This is a genomic window from Pedobacter rhodius, assembly GCF_027213645.1.
Taxonomy (GTDB): domain Bacteria; phylum Bacteroidota; class Bacteroidia; order Sphingobacteriales; family Sphingobacteriaceae; genus Pedobacter; species Pedobacter rhodius.
Genome location: NZ_JAPWGL010000001.1, coordinates 19,324 through 35,272, shown reverse-complemented (window position 1 = coordinate 35,272; position 15,949 = coordinate 19,324). Strand labels below are relative to the sequence as shown.

Here is a 15,949-nt window from a genome sequence, read left to right as displayed (position 1 = left end):
AGGAAACAAAGTATTTTCTTTTTAACCACAAAGGCATAAAGAGCACCAAGTTAAACACCAAAATAAATTATAATGCTTTTTTTCTTCTTAGTGTTTTAGTGTTAGAAAATCTATTCACCGCGTTTCTTGCGATAATTCTTGTACAACTTAACCGCAATCATAATTGCCATTGCAATGCCCATAATACCAATCAAACCATAAATCCAGTTGATGGCGCTTTTTAAAATCACCACAAAAACAATGGCAATCATAAAAATGGTGGCCAATTCCCGCCATAAGCGAAGCTGAAAGCTGCTTAATTTAAATTCACCCCTTTTCAATTGCTTTACGATGTTTTGGCAAATGAAATGGTAGGCTAACAATCCGACTACAAAACCAAGTTTAACATGCATCCAATCGGCCTGCAGTAAACCAGGGTTTAAAGTAAGCATGGAAACACCGGCAAATACAGAAATTATCATTGCCGGAGTTGCAATGATTTTCCACAATGTGGCTTCCATTTTTATAAACTGATTTACAAGAATACTTTTTTCAGGCTCTGATTTTTCGTTTGCTTCAGTATGGTAGATAAAAAGACTCAAAATATAAAACAACCCCGCCATCCAGCTGATTACGAATACAATATGTATTGCAAGAAAGTATAAATAATATGGTTGTAGGGTTTCTATCATCTAATAAGAAAGATTATGAAAATGGTTGTGAAGCATGATGGATTGTGATGATTTCTACTGTATCAATTTCCTTGTCGAAAAAATAAATAATACGATAGTTACCCTCAATAAGTTCACGAATAGATTGATTGTCTCTTTCAGGCACAACACGACCAAGCTCAGGCATCTCCTTTAAAATTTTAGGCTTATTGAAAAGTCTATTTATCAGAGCAAATGCGAAATTATCAGAGTATTGACTATGGTAGTTGGCAATATTATTTAAATCATCAATAGCAATTTCAGTCCAAACTATTTTAGCCATCGGTCTAATTTCTGCTCAGCTTCTTCCTCTGAATAAACCTTCCCCTCTTTTACCTGATTTAATCCAGCATCAATTTTTTGAAGTAATAAAATTCTCTCAATCAATTCATCCGCAGAAAACTCATCGGGCATCTCTTTCAAAGTATTTATGATTTCAGTCTTTTTCATGGAAAATTTTTATACTTAAACTTGTATAGCAAATATAACAATTTACGCTCGCTGTTAAAAGTCCTCTTATAGGGTTCTAAAGGTTAATACCTAAACTCTTTAACCACTTCAATCGCATATTTCACATTATCAAAAGGGATATCCGGCATAATACCATGACCTAGATTGAAAATAAATCCCTCTGTTCCACGCATGCGCTCAAATAGTTTATGAATTTGTGCTTTAATTACCGATTGGTCTGCGTATAAAATATGCGGGTCTAAATTTCCCTGAACGGCAATCCCTGCAGGCAAAGCATTTTTAATGTTCAATAAATCTGCATTCCAGTCTACCGAAATCACATCGGGTTTTGCTTCAGCCATAATTGGCGCAAAGACCGAACTTCCTTTGCAAAAAGAAATTACCGGAATATCTTTTCTGTTTAAATTCGAAATAATCTCCTGGATGTAACGGTGTGAGAATTCCTGATAATCGTTCCAGGATAAGGCAAGTGCCCAGCTATCAAAAATCTGAACCGCATTAACGCCGGCAGCAATCTGAAGATTTAAATAATCAGCTGTTACTTTCGCAATTTTTGCCAAAAGTTTATATGCTAATTCCGGTTGGTTATGTATAAAAAGCTTCGTTAATTTAAAATCTTTAGAAGAACCACCCTCAATTAAATAACTCATTACCGTAAAGGGTGCACCGGCGAAACCGATTAGTGGGATATTGCCATTTAGACGTTGTTGAATCACTTTAATCGCATCAGCAACATACTGCAATTCATTCAGACAATCGACATTTAAGTTTTCAATATCCTGAGCATTGCGCACCGGGTTTGCAAACTTAGGGCCAACACCCTGAGTAAAACTCAAATCGCCGCCCATAGCCTCACCAGTTACTAAAATATCACAGAATAAAATCGCCGCATCAATACCCAACAAATCAACAGGCAACATCGTAACATCAGCTGCAATTTCGGGCGTTTTACACATCTCTAAAAAAGAGTACTTGTTCTTAATCTCCCAATATTGTGGCATAAACCGACCAGCCTGGCGCATCATCCACACTGGTGGGCGTTCTGTTTGTTTCGAAAATGCAGCGTCTAAAAATAAATTATTCTTCATGATTTGTATTTGTGTCGCCTCGTCGTCACCCTGAATCATTTCAGCGTCTTAATAGCAGAAAGATGCTGAAATAAATCCGATAGCTATCAAATCAGCATGACGATAAAGCAAAATTTTAATTGCGCAAAGGTATAAATAAAAAAAAAACGAAGTACCTTTTTATTCCTAAACCGGCGCTTCGTTTCTCAAAATGACAATACGAATATTATAATCTGCTTATTTCTTTTTCAATCTTAACAATTATATCTTTCGAACGCGGCGATTCTGCAAGTTCTTTGGCAACCTTAACATAAGCTTCAGCCTTTTCTTTATCCTTTTTCCTCAAGGCCAGATTAGCTAAATGAATTAAAACGAAAGACTTTTGAGTTTTCCCTCCAACAGGAAAGCGACTCGCCAACTGAAAATGGTATTCAGCCTTATCCCATTGTTCTTCTTTCAAAGCCAAATTGCCTTGCATAAATTCATAGTAACCTCTTCGGTTTTTAGATAATCTTTCCGGATTCGGCACTTCACCCAGCATCAGCTTTGCTTTTCCAAATTCATTATTCTTGAAATATTTTGAGGCCATTAAAACAGAACTGTGCCTGAAATGACTCCAAATCACAAAAACAAACAAAAAGCCTGCAACTGCGGCCAATTCATACTGGGTAAAAAACACGCATACCAAAGCGGCCAGTAAAAATACGGCCATCAACGCATACCTGCCAAGACTATTGTACATTAATGGATATCAGTAAATTTATAGCCTACACCACGAATTGAATGGAAATAAACAGGATTTTTCTGATCTGGTTCGAAATACTTACGGAATGTTAAAATGAAGTTATCAATCGTTCTGGTTGATGGATAGACATCATAATTCCAAACCGTTTCTAAAATCTGTTCACGAGAAACCGCATCGTTTTTACGCTCGATTAATAGCTTCAACAACATCGTTTCCTTTTTGGTTAACGGTGTGATGGTACCATCATCGTGTTTCAATTCAAAAGAGTTAAAATAGATTGTTTTATCGCCGATTTTATAAGAATTTAATTCTTTTAAATCATCCGATTTTAAACTGCGTTTAACCAGAATACCAACGCGAAGAATTAATTCCTCCAAGTTGAAAGGTTTAACTAAATAATCATCAGCGCCTTTTTTCAGACCTAAAACACGGTCTTCCGACGTATTTTTAGCTGTTAAAAACATAATCGGAACTTCTGCATTCTCCAGACGGATTGTTTCGCAAACCTGGAAACCATCCATTTCAGGCAACATAACATCCAATACGATTAGATTAAAGCGTTCTTCTTTAAATACTTTAAGAGCGGTTTTGCCATCTTTAACGGCATGAACTTTATAGCCCTCAAGTTCGAGGTTTAATTTGATAGCATCTAACAAGTGATCCTCGTCTTCTACCAATAGAATTCTTAATTTTTGTGACATAATTGAGATTAACTAAATGTTACTTCAAAAATACTTCCCTGAGGCAGATTGTCTTTTACTGTAATATCTGCATCATGGTATTGTAAAACCTCTTTCACAATAAACAAGCCTAAACCTGTTCCTTTCGCTTTCCTGACATTCTCATTACCAACGCGGTAAAACTTATCAAATATCAACATTTTTTCGGCATCTGAAATACCCGGCCCTTTATCGATTACACTAAGGCGAATATGCCCGTCAACCTTGTCTAAAAGCACATTTACCTCATCACAGGGACTGGAATACTTTACTGCATTTTCAATTAAATTTGTTACGACTGACGATAAGGCAAATTTGTCACCAGTTAACTGCAAATTTGGCTGAATTTGAGCATTGATAAGTTGTTCGTTGCCACAAGAATGAACCTGCAATCTATCTGTAATTTTATAAACCAATTCCGAGAAATTAAATTCTTCCTTCGGAAAGCTGTAAGAACGGTTTTCTATTTTGGTTGCCAGCAACATATTTTCTACCAAATCATCCAGCCGTTCAATGTCTTTTAAAGAATTATTCAGCAGCGAAACCTGACGGGCTTTATCCAGATCTCTCTTAACAATGGTTTGAATAGAAAGTTTTATTGCCGCCAACGGCGATTTCAGCTCATGTGTTATAGACATCAGGAAATTCTGTTGCTGTTCTTTCAGCTTATCTTCACGCTTTAAGGATTGATGCAAAAAATAACCACCAATACAAAGCAGAAATAAAAACACTGAACCCTCGCCCATAATCATCGTCATACGGCTCGGTTGCAGTCGCACCACCAAGGTACCCCAGGAAATCAGCTGGATTAATGCATAAAGCAATAATGCATAAAATATGATAATGGATTTTTTCATCTGTCTTTACCAGGATTTTAAGATTTAGTCCTAAATCACTAAATTATATTTTTATCGCCATGGTTTGTGTCTTCATGAACAATAGAATTATTATTATTTGAAAAGCAATGTTCTATTCATTTTTGTCATTGCAGTCCCGCTTTTTGCTTCAATCTTTTTTAAATTTCTGTCATGCTGAGGCACGAAGCATCTGTTTCATCTGTTGCAGATGCTTCGTACCTCAGCATCACCGTTTATTCAGGTTTACTGCTAAAAAAAGTATTTCCGCTTCAATCGGGTTTAGGAAACGTGGGCTTCTGCAAGAAATAAAAAAACCACATCCAACTTCCCGATAAAATCGGGAGAAGTTCCCCTCAAAGTTTCTTCACTACTCCTGCTTTGCAAAGCAGTTGAGCTTATATTTTCCTAAATGCCTTATATGGTTAAAAACTAAATTTCTATAGTTATAAAAACCTACTTTTTAAAAACCAAATCAAGCGCTTCAAAAATTGCTCGTTTCGCTTTCTCCAGTTCGATCTTTGTATGAGCTGAAGATACGAAACCAACTTCATATCCCGATGGGCCTAAATAAATTCCTCTGTTTAACAACTCTCGGTGCATGATTTTGAATTTCTCCATGCTGTTCGCGTCAATATCATCAGCAGATTGAATTTTATCTTTCTCCGTAAAAGCAAACCAAAAAATGGAACCAATTGTAAACACTTTAAATTTATAATTTCTAGCTGTTGCAAAACGTTGAATACTCGCTACAAACTCTTGTGCTTTGTTATTTAAATCTTTGTAGAAGCCAGATTTATTTAATTCCGTTAAAGTTGCAATACCCGCAGCCATTGCCACCGGATTTCCGGATAATGTACCAGCCTGGTAAACGCCACCATCAGGCGAAATATGACCCATAATTTCAGCCGATGCACCATACATACCAACCGGCAAACCTCCACCAATAATTTTCCCGTAGGTTACGATATCAGGTGCGATGCCATAATAGGCAGCAGCACCTTCGAAACCTACTCTAAAACCCGTAATTACTTCATCAAAAATCAGCAACGAATTATTATCTGTACAAATTTTACGCAGGAAATGAATGTATTGCTCATCCTGCATAATTAAGCCATTATTAGCCGGAATACCCTCGATAATTACTGCAGCAATCTGGTCTTTAAATTGGGCAAAGGCCTGCTCAATGGCGGTTGTATCATTTAAAGGAACTACAATCGTTTCTTCAGCAAAAGATTTTGGTACACCGGCAGAAGACGTTTCGCCGAAAGTAACTAAACCTGAACCCGCTTTAACCAGAAGCGAATCGCTATGACCGTGGTAACAACCCTCGAATTTTAAAATTTTATCTCTTCCTGTAAAACCTCTTGCCAATCGAATTGCCGACATTACCGCTTCCGTGCCCGAACTTGTAAAACGGATTTTTTCTACAAAACGATTATTTTTAATAATTAACTCTGCCAGCTCATTTTCCAAAGCTGTTGGTGCACCGAAACTCATTCCGTTTTGCATCACATCAGTCACTTTCTCGCGTATTTTAGGGTTATTATGGCCTAAAATTAAAGGCCCCCAACTTCCACAGAAATCGATGAATTTATTACCATCGGCATCCCAAATGTGGCAGCCATCACCTTTTTCAATAAAAAGCGGTGTTCCGTAAACGGACTTAAAAGCCCTAACCGGAGAGTTTACCCCACCCGGGAAATACGTTTTTGACTTCTCATACAACTCCGCAGATTTTACCCTCGAAATATCCGGTTTACTCCCTGTATTTAACGGAATCTCGGCCTCATTGCCTGAAAATATTTTCTTTAATGAATCTAACATTTTTATTAAGCTAAAAGCTGAAAGACTAAAGCTTAAAGCAAAAAGTAAAGCGCTATAGAACGGCTTTGATCTTTCGGCTTTAAGCTTTCAGCTTATCTACATCCAATCGTTATTTAAAATATCTTTAATATGGTAAGTGGTAATAATGCTTGCACCAGCTCTTGCAAAAGCATGCATCGTTTCCATAACCACTTTTTGTTCGTCAATCCAGCCACGTTCTGCAGCTGCTTTAACCATGGAGTATTCGCCTGAAACATTATAAACAGCAACAGGCAAATTTGTATCTTGTTTTAAACGCTGAATAATATCTAAATAAGCCAATCCGGGTTTTACCATTAATACATCGGCGCCCTCCTGCTCATCCAATTGTGCCTCACGCAACGCTTCAAGCGGATTTCTGAAGTCCATTTGGTATGCTTTTCTATCGCCCTTACCTGGCGCGCAATCGGCAGCTTCCCTGAACGGACCATAATAAGCAGAGGCAAACTTTGTGGCATGACTCATAATAGCCGCATTTACAAAACCGTTTTCATCCAGCAAATTACGCATCGCTTCAATTCGGCCGTCCATCATATCCGATGGGGCAAACATATCGGCTCCGGCCTGTGCGTGTGTTAAAGCCATTTTTGCTATCACATCAACCGTTTTATCATTTTGAACATAATCGTTCTCCATAATTCCACAATGACCGTGCGTGGTGTAAGAACAAACGCAAACATCCGTAATCACATATAAATCTTCGCCAAATTGTTTTTTCAATTCACGAACAGCGGTTGGCACTAATGAATGATCGTGGTAAGCAGATTTGGCATCAGCGGATTTTTCATCGCCCACACCAAAAAGCATGATTTTATTCAAGCCTTTCTTCATTCCGGATTCCACATCCTTAACCAAAGCGTCAACCGAATAATGGTTTACACCAGGCATGGCATCAATTGCATGTGTTACATTCGTTCCGGGTACCACAAAATAAGGGTATACAAACATATCTTTCGATAACCGGGTTTCGGCTACCATCTCTCTAACCAACGGGTTTTTCCTTAATCTTCTCGGACGATGTAACATTTTATTAGTATCAAGTATTTAGTATCAAGTATCAAAACTTGATGTCGTATTATTTCTCTCAAAACTCCATGGTTCGTGTCCTCACGAAACATTATCTAATATTAATTCGAAAAGCAATTTCAGTGACTCTTCGGTTATTGCAGCCCCGCTTTTCGTTTCAATCTTTTTTAACTTTTGTCAGTATGCTCCATTTCCGTCATTGCGAGGAGGAACGACGTGGCAATCTTTTTCGTAAAACCGTCAAAAAGTATTTCCACTTCAATCGGGTTTATTCCACACGGGTTCGGTGTTTCAAACATAAATCCTCCCCTGCCCACTCCAAAGGGGGATACCCCTCAAATTTTATAAAATTATCATTTCAAAAACCTGCTTTTATTTTCACTTTAAGATTGCTTCATGCTTCGCAATGACGAAGTGGCTATTCATTTCAGTTTAAACTTTCGCCTTTCTGCTCCTAAACCCTGCACCTTTAACCCCTAAACCTCTATTTTATCTCTATTCCAAAAACAGCTTCAGCCAAACCAATTTCATCAGGTGAATATGGTAAAGTATAACTTACCCCCATTTCATCAAATTTCTTTCCTGTTGAATTTCCGATGGCAATAACCTGCTGACCAGGCTCCAGTAAATTATCAGCAAAGTACGCATCGACATTCGACGGGCTGGTAAAAATCAAAACATCAGCATAACTCTGGTCGATATTTTCTTCAATTACGGTTTCATAAATTGGCAAATCTATAATTTTTGCATCAGCGGGTAAAGATTTCTGAATGGATTGCAATGAATCCTGTGCCCTCGGAAACAATACATTTTTTCCTGAAACGAGTTTTGCAAAATCTTCGGCAACTTCAGTAATATCACCACTTGCGCCAACAAAATCTGCAAAATGATTAAACTTACGCAGGGCATCTTCCGAGCCCCTGCCCACAACACCAAACTTTGTTTTCTTTGGTAATTGTGGTTTTAAGTTAAAGAAGTATTCCACACTATTCCTGCTACTGAAGAAAATCCAGTCGATATTCTTCAAAATAAACTGGTCTAAAACCGTTACAATAGGAAACGTACGGATTAATGAACGTCCCTCAATTTCTATATTATTACTTTCTAAAGCTTTCCTGAAATAACTATGTTCTCCGATTTCACGGGAAATGAACACCTTAGCCGGCTTTTTTCTTGCTACATCAAATTTTGCAACAATTTTTTCAGCTAAGCCATCAGTAGTTTTTGAACGCAGAAACAAGCGTTCCGGGAAATCTTCAGCAGTTTCAGCCTTTGAAGTCCACACTTCAAACAATCCATCTTCTTTTTTGCAATAACAACCTAAGGGCATATGACAACCACCCTCAAAAAGATTTAAAACTTTACGCTCAACAGCCACTTCTTCAGCTGTGGCAGGATCATTCAGTTTTTGCAATGCGGCGAAAAGTTCAACATCATTTTCCCTGATTTGGATGGCCAAAGCACCTTGTGCAGGCGCCGGAACAAATTCAGTCGGCTCTAATTCTTCAACATGAAATTCACTGACATCTAAACCTAAACGTTTTATGCCCGCTTTTGCCAGCATAATAGCATCGTAATCTTCATCCCTGAGTTTTTGGATACGTGTTGGAACATTTCCCCGTAAATCTTCAATTTCAAGGTCAGCGCGTAAGCCCAATAACTGTGCTTTTCTTCGATTTGATGAAGTACCTACCATTGCACCTTTTTTTAAGGAAAGCTTTTGCGAAACATCCACGCAATCTTTTAAAATTAACAAATATTCTGTTGCTTCTTCACGCGGAGGAATTGCAGCGATGGTTAATCCGGCAGGATGAGTTGTGGGTAAGTCTTTAAGGCAGTGAACAGCCAGGTCGATTGTGCCGCCTAAAAGTTCCTCTTCCAGTTCTTTGGTAAAAAAACCTTTTCCTTCTAATTTATCCAATCTTAAATTCAGGATTTTATCACCCTGTGTTTTGATAATTTTTATCTCTGCTTCAATCCCCAGGGCTAACAGTTCATTTTTAATATGATTTGCTTGCCATAAAGCCAGGTCGCTACCGCGTGTTCCGATGATTAATTTTTTCACTATTAAGATTAAATGAACTGCAAATTTAAGTTAAATAGTGCTTGAAACTATAAATTGTTTAAAAATGAGACAGTGCGGTTACAGAGTTTTATATTTTTCGGGGCTGGCAACAGGCAGACTTCACCCTGATCCGATAGTTTATCAAATCAGCTTGACAACATGTTCAGGCGATTCAATAATTTTAATCGTTTAAAAAATTAAAAGAAATGAGATTTGCTTGGTGTTCTTTACGCTTAAACTTTGCTTGCTTTGCGGGTAAGCCTACGATTCATTTACTAAAATTTCTTTAGCCATAATCATTGGAACACTGATGTATTTTTTTTCCATGTAATTCATCACACGTTCTAAAACTTCACGGGAAGCGTGGTCCATCTGGCTAATTTCATCTGCAAATACACCATTTAAAGCTGTATTCTTGATTTCTTTAATCTTGCGGGGAACTTCCTGCATCGCCAGTTCGATACGGCGCTGTTTTAAAACCGTGAAAAATTCAGTGATATTATTGCTGATAATTTCTTCAGCATGAACCAATTCGCTATAACGTTCCTGAATATTTTTACGGGCAACCTCTTTAAGCGATTCTACTTCAATATAGTGAACCAGGTTGTTATGAATAACCGCAGGAATAACATCGTTTGGAATCGCTAAATCCACTATAACTTTTTTACCGGTATCGCCATTAAGCAATTTAGCATAAAGCGCTTCGGTAATAATAGCTTCGGTAGAACCCGTACAAGTGATAATTACATCAAAGCCTTCAGTAAAATTTTCTAATGCGGATAAATCGTAAGCCTTACCATTTAATTCATCTGCAAGAGATTGTGCTTTAGAAAAAGTACGGTTAAAAATAGAAAAATTAGAGTATTTATGTTTGTTGAGGTATTTAGCAATATTTTGGTTGGTTTCGCCGGCACCGATAATTAAAATGCGGGAATTACCACACATATTCAATTCTTTTAATTTACGATAAGCTAGTGAAACTACTGAAACAGGATTTTTGGAGATATTAGTATGGGTATAAACCTCTTTGGCTGTTTTAACAACTCTATCCATGATCATGCGCATGTAATCACCGGTAAAACCCGCATTTCTGCAGTTTTCATACGCTTTACGGATTTGAGCAAGAATCTCCTTTTCACCAACAACCAGACTTTCCAAAGAGCATGAAGTTCTTAAAAGATGATTAAAAGCTTCTTCATTTTCGTATACCGTAACATTATCAAGGAAACGCTCCATAAACTCCGGAGGTAAGCCCATATTTAAAACGGTAAGAAATTTAGTGATGAATTCTTTATCGGTTTTCTCTTTTGTTAGAAAAACAAACTCAACCCGATTACAAGTACCAATGTAAAAAATTTCGCTAACAGGGAGTTCTGTTTGAATATTTTTCAACCTGCTATCTAAACTCTGGTCGCAAATAACTAATTTGCCTAAAGATTTCAGGTCGATGTGGTGATGCGTAAAAGCGATTACTTTTAAATATTCCAAGTGCTTCCGTTATTAACTATTATCGGGATACAAAAGTAACATGGTTGATGCATGTCACCGTCATTAATCTGTAATTTACATCAATTTAGAACGGTTTTAAATAAATGCATCAAGCTGACAATCGCACATTCACCTTTAAACTTTTCCTTTGGATTTATGCCGTTTTTTATATCCTGGCAGGCATTAATCATTTTATATCCACCGCAGCTTATTACGTAATAATGCCTGAATGGTTGCCTGCTCATGGATTTTTAATTTATCTCTCCGGTATAATTGAAATCGTTTTAGGGTTTTTATTGCTTTTTTCAAGAAGCAGAAAGACCGCCTCAATATTAATTATTTTAATGCTAATAGCATTTGTGCCTGCTCATATTTACATGATTCAGAAAGCACCATTCATGCTTGGAAAAATTTTAGTGACCCCATTTGTTGCCTGGGCGAGGTTGCCTTTTCAGGTATTGTTCATCGGCTGGGCCTGGTATTATTATCGAGATTCTGCTAAATAATAGTATCTGGCATATCATTGTGCCGATTCAATCGTTATCGGATCAGGGTGACAACTACCCATCGCCGCCTCGGGAATAACCTCCGCAGTTTTTTAAAAAACACAACAAAATCAGGTTTTATAGGTTTATAAAATTGTACCAATTCCTTAATTATGATTATACAAAATGATTTTAGCCTTAGCGGTTCAGATGGAAAATTGATTACCGGCGACATTACTTTCGATGATAAAAACCCAAATACACCAATAGTTCTTTTTATTCATGGCTTCAAAGGTTTTAAAGACTGGGGGGCACATAATTTAGCAGCCCGGTATTTTGCCGCAAATGGTTATCGTTATGTAAAGTTTAACTTATCGCACAGCGGCGTTCCCGCTGATGATCCAAAAGATGTTACCGACTTGGAAACTTTCGCCAGCAATACCGTTTCAAAAGAACTTTTCGACGTTAACGCCGTACTTGATTTTATCGAAAAAGCTTACGGAAAAGATACTGAAATCAATTTAATCGGACACAGCCGTGGAGGTGGTTTAGCCATTATAACGGCCGCGAACGATTTAAGAGTTAACAAGCTCATCACCTGGAGTGCGATTTCCGGTTTTAATAGTCTCTGGAAAAAAGAGCAGGAGGCAGAATGGATAAAAACCGGGAAAATTCACGTTATCAATGCCCGAACAAAAGAGCAAATGCCATTAAATGTGACGTTGCTTGAAGATTTTGAAAAAAATTATGAAACATTGAATATCATTGAGGCAGCCAAACGTATTAACATTCCATGGCTAATTGTTCAGGGCGATGACGATGTAAATGTTCCTTTTGAGCATGCACAGCAATTGGCGGATGCCAATCCAAACAGCAGGCTGGTTAAAATTGAAGGGGCAAATCATGTTTATGGTGCGTCTCACCCTTATGAAAATGAAACCCTGCCACCTCTTTTGTTTAAAGTATGTGAAAAGTGTTTGATTTTTCTGGGAGAATAAGATATTTTAATGGCAAGCATCCCGAAACAATTTCACAAACAACGATTGTTCTTCAACATGCCTGGACTAACAAATTACTAACCTTTCAGTCTGTGTCGTCACAGACTGAAACTATAACAGGGTTAAACTGTTCTGTGTCTCCACAGACCTCGATAGTTTTAAGCTTTCTCTACCCAATTTCCATCGCCTTTAATAATATCAATCAATTCATCTAAAGCAAAAGCGGTATTAACATTTTTTTTCACGACTTCCTGACCTCGATAGAGTGTAATTTTATCAGGTCCTGTACCCACATAGCCATAATCTGCATCAGCCATTTCGCCTGGTCCATTCACAATACAGCCCATAATCCCTATCTTTAACCCCTTCAAATGGTCCGTACGTGAGCGAATCAATTGCGTTGTCTCCTGTAGATCGAAAAGCGTTCGTCCGCAGCTCGGACAAGAAATGTACTCGGTTTTGCTGATTCTTGTTCGGGTTGCCTGTAAAATACCAAAACTAATGGCGTTTAATAAAGCCAGATTTTGACCTGGAGCATCAATCCACACGCCATCGCCAAAACCATCGGTTAATAATGCACCCAAATCAGTTGCCGCATAAAGCATCAGGTTATCAGCATTTAAATTATCGTAAGTTCTTTTGAGGATAACAGGTGTTTGAATGTTTTTTTCCTGCAAAGCGACAAAAAATGCCCGCTGCTCAGCCATTCCGTGATTTGCAGCTGTTTTTAAAACAAAAACGACATTAATTAATTGATGCAAAGACAAATGGTTGAATTGTGTGGCATCAATTTCCACGAAATTTAAATGTTCATCTTTAACACCTGCTTTATTAAAATCATCCAACGTAAACAAAGGATGACAATTTTTTTTATCCTTCAAACCCAACCAGGTATTGTAATTGTAAACCTGTTTTAAATTTCCGGGGAAAGAGAATGATGGCAGCTTATCTCCAAGGAAAGCCAAATCGCAAGCTTGGTCCGCTAAATTATATTTATCTAAACCAGCGCTGTAATTGTAACCAACAACATTTAAAAAATATGGGTCTTTTAAGTTTTCTTTAGAAACATCAATCATAACCAAAGGGTGGTGATGACCGCCAATATGCTGAACAGCTTCTGTTATTCTACGGGAATAAGAATAAGGTGAATGAGTTTTGATGGAAGATGATGCCGTAACAGATGATGGATGATGGAAAATGGATGATGAATTTTTAGGATTCTGACTTTCGACATCCGTCTTGTTACTTCTAAAAGAATATCTGTCTGCCAACGCTTTCGCAACCGGTGCTTCAAACTCCGGATCTTCGGTTAAGGAAACACGAATGGTATCGCCCAAGCCGTCTTCTAATAGTGTTCCGATACCTACAGCAGACTTAATACGGCCATCTTCGCCATCACCAGCTTCGGTAACGCCCAAATGTAAAGGATAATTCATGCCTTCTTTTACCATAGTTTCTACCAGTAAGCGATAAGCCTGAACCATTACCTGGGTGTTGCTGGCTTTCATCGAAATAACCAGGTTGTAATAGTTTTCGGCTTCGCACATGCGGATAAACTCCATCGCCGACTCCACCATTCCCCGGGGGGTATCGCCGTAATGGCTCATAATCCTGTCAGAAAGCGATCCATGGTTGGTACCAATTCGCATTGCCGTACCGTATTCTTTACATATTTTGATTAAAGGAAGAAACTTCTTATTGATGCGTTCGAGTTCTGCTGTGTAAGCATCCTGGGTATATTCCAGATTTTCAAATTTCTTTTTATCAGCGTAATTACCCGGATTTACACGAACTTTCTCTACAATTCTTGCGGCCATTTCCGCAGCATTTGGAGTAAAATGAATATCGGCAATTAAAGGAACATCGTATCCGCGATAGCGCAGTTCCTTTTTAATATTGGCTAAATTTTCAGCTTCTTTAGTGCTTGGAGCCGTAATACGAACGTATTCGCAACCCGATTCTACCATGCGAATGGTTTGCTCAACGGTTCCAATAGTATCCATGGTATCGGTAGTTGTCATCGATTGAATACGAATTGGATTATGACCACCCAAGGCGATATCACCAATTTTTACTTCGCGGGTTAAAAACCTCGAATATTGCGTTAAACTGTTGCAATACCCACCACCTAATTCATGCTTTACCGATATATTTTCCATGCGATTACAAAGATAAGGTAAATGTTTTATTGTTAATATTGATGGATTGTTAAATTGTTTAAGGTTGAATGGCTAAAATAAAGTCAATTGGCTAAAACAAATAAATTGCCCATATTTTGCAATAAATTATAGAACAACTTTGACTTGATTTTGCTTGTTTTTATCAGTAAAATCAACAAATTACTTGCCGTTTTATCAATCCTAATCAACCAAATAAATTTAAGAAATGAAAGTAATGATGAACTTTGAGGCAGTACTTTGATAGTCAAAATACATTTTTTGCACCTGACGTGATAGACTTTATATCAGCAGAAATTTATCTGGTTTCGGGGAAACTTAAAACTTATTTATTAAACTTAACCGGATTTTCGACAGGCACATAATGACTGGCACCTTTAAAAAATAAAAAGCTGTGATTTCGGAATGTTATCTGCAATAAATTTAGTGTGTTTTTCTAAAATCATATCTTTCTCACCGTCTATTATCAAAACCGAAGCCTCAATCTTTTTTAAGTTTATATATTCATCCTTTTCAAGTTTTAAAGAATCTGGAGCGGTTTTGACAAAATAAAGTTAACTGGGAAAAAGCAAAAACCATCAGCAGTAAATATTTCATAAGGGAAGAGTAGTTTATATAAAAAAATTATTAAAAAACGATTCCCTTTTCAATTAACTTTAATTAACAATAAAAAAATCGTTAGATCAACCTGTCTTTCATCACCAGGGTATCGGCTGCGACGTCGTGCCAGCATTGATTTTTCTTGTTTAAAAAGCTATAGAAATAGCCGAAGAAAAACGGAATTACAGAAAGTATTTTTGATAGATTGCGTATCAGAGAACGACCAAAATAAATCTTTGTTCCTTCCAGGTCGGTTACTTTAATGTTTACCAGTCGTTTGCCAATAGTAGCTTGTTTTTTACCCGATTCTGCAAAACTGCCATAAATTAATTTTATAATAAAGATTGATGGCAATGGCATAAAAAAGGCCATAATGCGCTGGTCTTTCCCTTCCACAAAAACGAAACTGACTAAAATAGTCAGGCAATAAATCACAAAGATTAAGAAATGGTCGATAACTGAAGCCAGCAGTCTTAAATCGAAAGCGGCAAAATATTGCGGAGCAGTCTTCTGATAGCTAAAACCGAGAAGCTCACGCAATTCTTCAATTGCATGAGCTTCTTTATAATCGTCCATTCCGGGTTTACGGATAAACGTGTTGGGTTTAATATTTAAACTTTTAAGGTCATTTATGGTGTAAGGGCCTTGAGGTTTGCCATTTATTACGACAGTATATTCTTCCATTTACTTTGGTTTGGT

At 37.4% G+C, this 15,949-nt stretch carries 16 protein-coding genes; 3 read left to right on the top strand and 13 right to left on the bottom strand.

Annotated elements, in window-relative coordinates; genetic code table 11:
• Positions 1 to 110 precede the first annotated feature (110 nt).
• The 7 genes from O0931_RS00185 to O0931_RS00155 all read right to left on the bottom strand — a co-directional run bounded on the left by O0931_RS00185 (position 111) and on the right by O0931_RS00155 (position 4,548).
• On the bottom strand, positions 111 to 671 hold the full coding sequence (locus O0931_RS00185) for a CopD family protein (RefSeq protein ID WP_269413544.1): 561 nt from the start codon (positions 669 to 671) through the stop codon (positions 111 to 113).
• A 13-nt stretch (positions 672 to 684) separates the two neighbouring features.
• A complete protein-coding gene (locus O0931_RS00180) occupies positions 685 to 972 on the bottom strand; it encodes a type II toxin-antitoxin system RelE/ParE family toxin (protein WP_269413543.1) in 288 nt (95 codons plus the stop codon).
• Positions 960 to 1,139 carry a hypothetical protein gene (locus tag O0931_RS00175; RefSeq protein ID WP_269413542.1) on the bottom strand — a complete coding sequence of 60 codons (180 nt, stop codon included), beginning with the start codon at positions 1,137 to 1,139 and terminating at the stop codon, positions 960 to 962. The genes O0931_RS00180 and O0931_RS00175 overlap by 13 nt, the downstream gene beginning before the upstream one ends.
• Before the next feature lie 83 nt (positions 1,140 to 1,222).
• A complete protein-coding gene (gene hemE, locus O0931_RS00170; protein WP_269413541.1) occupies positions 1,223 to 2,248 on the bottom strand; it encodes a uroporphyrinogen decarboxylase in 1,026 nt (341 codons plus the stop codon).
• 205 nt (positions 2,249 to 2,453) lie between these two features.
• The gene (locus O0931_RS00165; RefSeq protein WP_269413540.1) at positions 2,454 to 2,969 is read right to left on the bottom strand and encodes a hypothetical protein; all 516 of its coding nucleotides are present in this window, start codon (positions 2,967 to 2,969) and stop codon (positions 2,454 to 2,456) included.
• Positions 2,969 to 3,673, bottom strand: coding sequence for a response regulator transcription factor (locus O0931_RS00160; RefSeq protein ID WP_269413539.1), 705 nt, complete (start codon positions 3,671 to 3,673; stop codon positions 2,969 to 2,971). The genes O0931_RS00165 and O0931_RS00160 overlap by 1 nt, the downstream gene beginning before the upstream one ends.
• An 8-nt stretch (positions 3,674 to 3,681) precedes the next feature.
• Positions 3,682 to 4,548, bottom strand: coding sequence for a sensor histidine kinase (locus tag O0931_RS00155; protein ID WP_269413538.1), 867 nt, complete (start codon positions 4,546 to 4,548; stop codon positions 3,682 to 3,684).
• A 171-nt stretch (positions 4,549 to 4,719) separates the two neighbouring features.
• Here O0931_RS00155 and O0931_RS00150 point away from each other — a divergent pair, with 171 nt between their 5' ends.
• A complete protein-coding gene (locus O0931_RS00150) occupies positions 4,720 to 4,857 on the top strand; it encodes a hypothetical protein (RefSeq protein WP_269413537.1) in 138 nt (45 codons plus the stop codon).
• 144 nt (positions 4,858 to 5,001) lie between these two features.
• Here O0931_RS00150 and hemL read toward each other — a convergent pair whose 3' ends face one another.
• The 4 genes from hemL to hemA all read right to left on the bottom strand — a co-directional run bounded on the left by hemL (position 5,002) and on the right by hemA (position 10,990).
• Complete coding sequence (gene hemL / locus O0931_RS00145) at positions 5,002 to 6,372, bottom strand: glutamate-1-semialdehyde 2,1-aminomutase (protein ID WP_269413536.1); 1,371 nt, start codon at positions 6,370 to 6,372, stop codon at positions 5,002 to 5,004.
• Positions 6,373 to 6,468: 96 nt separating this feature from the next.
• On the bottom strand, positions 6,469 to 7,437 hold the full coding sequence (gene hemB, locus O0931_RS00140) for a porphobilinogen synthase (protein ID WP_269413535.1): 969 nt from the start codon (positions 7,435 to 7,437) through the stop codon (positions 6,469 to 6,471).
• A 484-nt stretch (positions 7,438 to 7,921) separates the two neighbouring features.
• On the bottom strand, positions 7,922 to 9,502 hold the full coding sequence (gene hemC / locus O0931_RS00135) for a hydroxymethylbilane synthase (protein WP_269413534.1): 1,581 nt from the start codon (positions 9,500 to 9,502) through the stop codon (positions 7,922 to 7,924).
• A 261-nt stretch (positions 9,503 to 9,763) separates the two neighbouring features.
• Positions 9,764 to 10,990 carry a glutamyl-tRNA reductase gene (gene hemA / locus O0931_RS00130; RefSeq protein ID WP_269413533.1) on the bottom strand — a complete coding sequence of 409 codons (1,227 nt, stop codon included), beginning with the start codon at positions 10,988 to 10,990 and terminating at the stop codon, positions 9,764 to 9,766.
• A gap of 104 nt (positions 10,991 to 11,094) precedes the next feature.
• On the opposite strand from hemA, the gene O0931_RS00125 reads away from it, so the two are divergent.
• On the top strand, positions 11,095 to 11,496 hold the full coding sequence (locus tag O0931_RS00125; RefSeq protein ID WP_269413532.1) for a DoxX family protein: 402 nt from the start codon (positions 11,095 to 11,097) through the stop codon (positions 11,494 to 11,496).
• Positions 11,497 to 11,648: 152 nt separating this feature from the next.
• Positions 11,649 to 12,473: an alpha/beta hydrolase family protein gene (locus O0931_RS00120; RefSeq protein WP_269413531.1), complete on the top strand. Its 825-nt coding sequence runs from the start codon at positions 11,649 to 11,651 to the stop codon at positions 12,471 to 12,473.
• Between the two features lie 158 nt (positions 12,474 to 12,631).
• Here O0931_RS00120 and ispG read toward each other — a convergent pair whose 3' ends face one another.
• Together ispG and O0931_RS00110 are read right to left on the bottom strand one after the other, a co-directional pair.
• Positions 12,632 to 14,632, bottom strand: coding sequence for a (E)-4-hydroxy-3-methylbut-2-enyl-diphosphate synthase (ispG, locus tag O0931_RS00115; protein ID WP_269413530.1), 2,001 nt, complete (start codon positions 14,630 to 14,632; stop codon positions 12,632 to 12,634).
• 696 nt (positions 14,633 to 15,328) lie between these two features.
• Positions 15,329 to 15,934, bottom strand: coding sequence for an RDD family protein (locus tag O0931_RS00110; protein ID WP_269413529.1), 606 nt, complete (start codon positions 15,932 to 15,934; stop codon positions 15,329 to 15,331).
• Between the last annotated feature and the right edge of the window lie 15 nt (positions 15,935 to 15,949).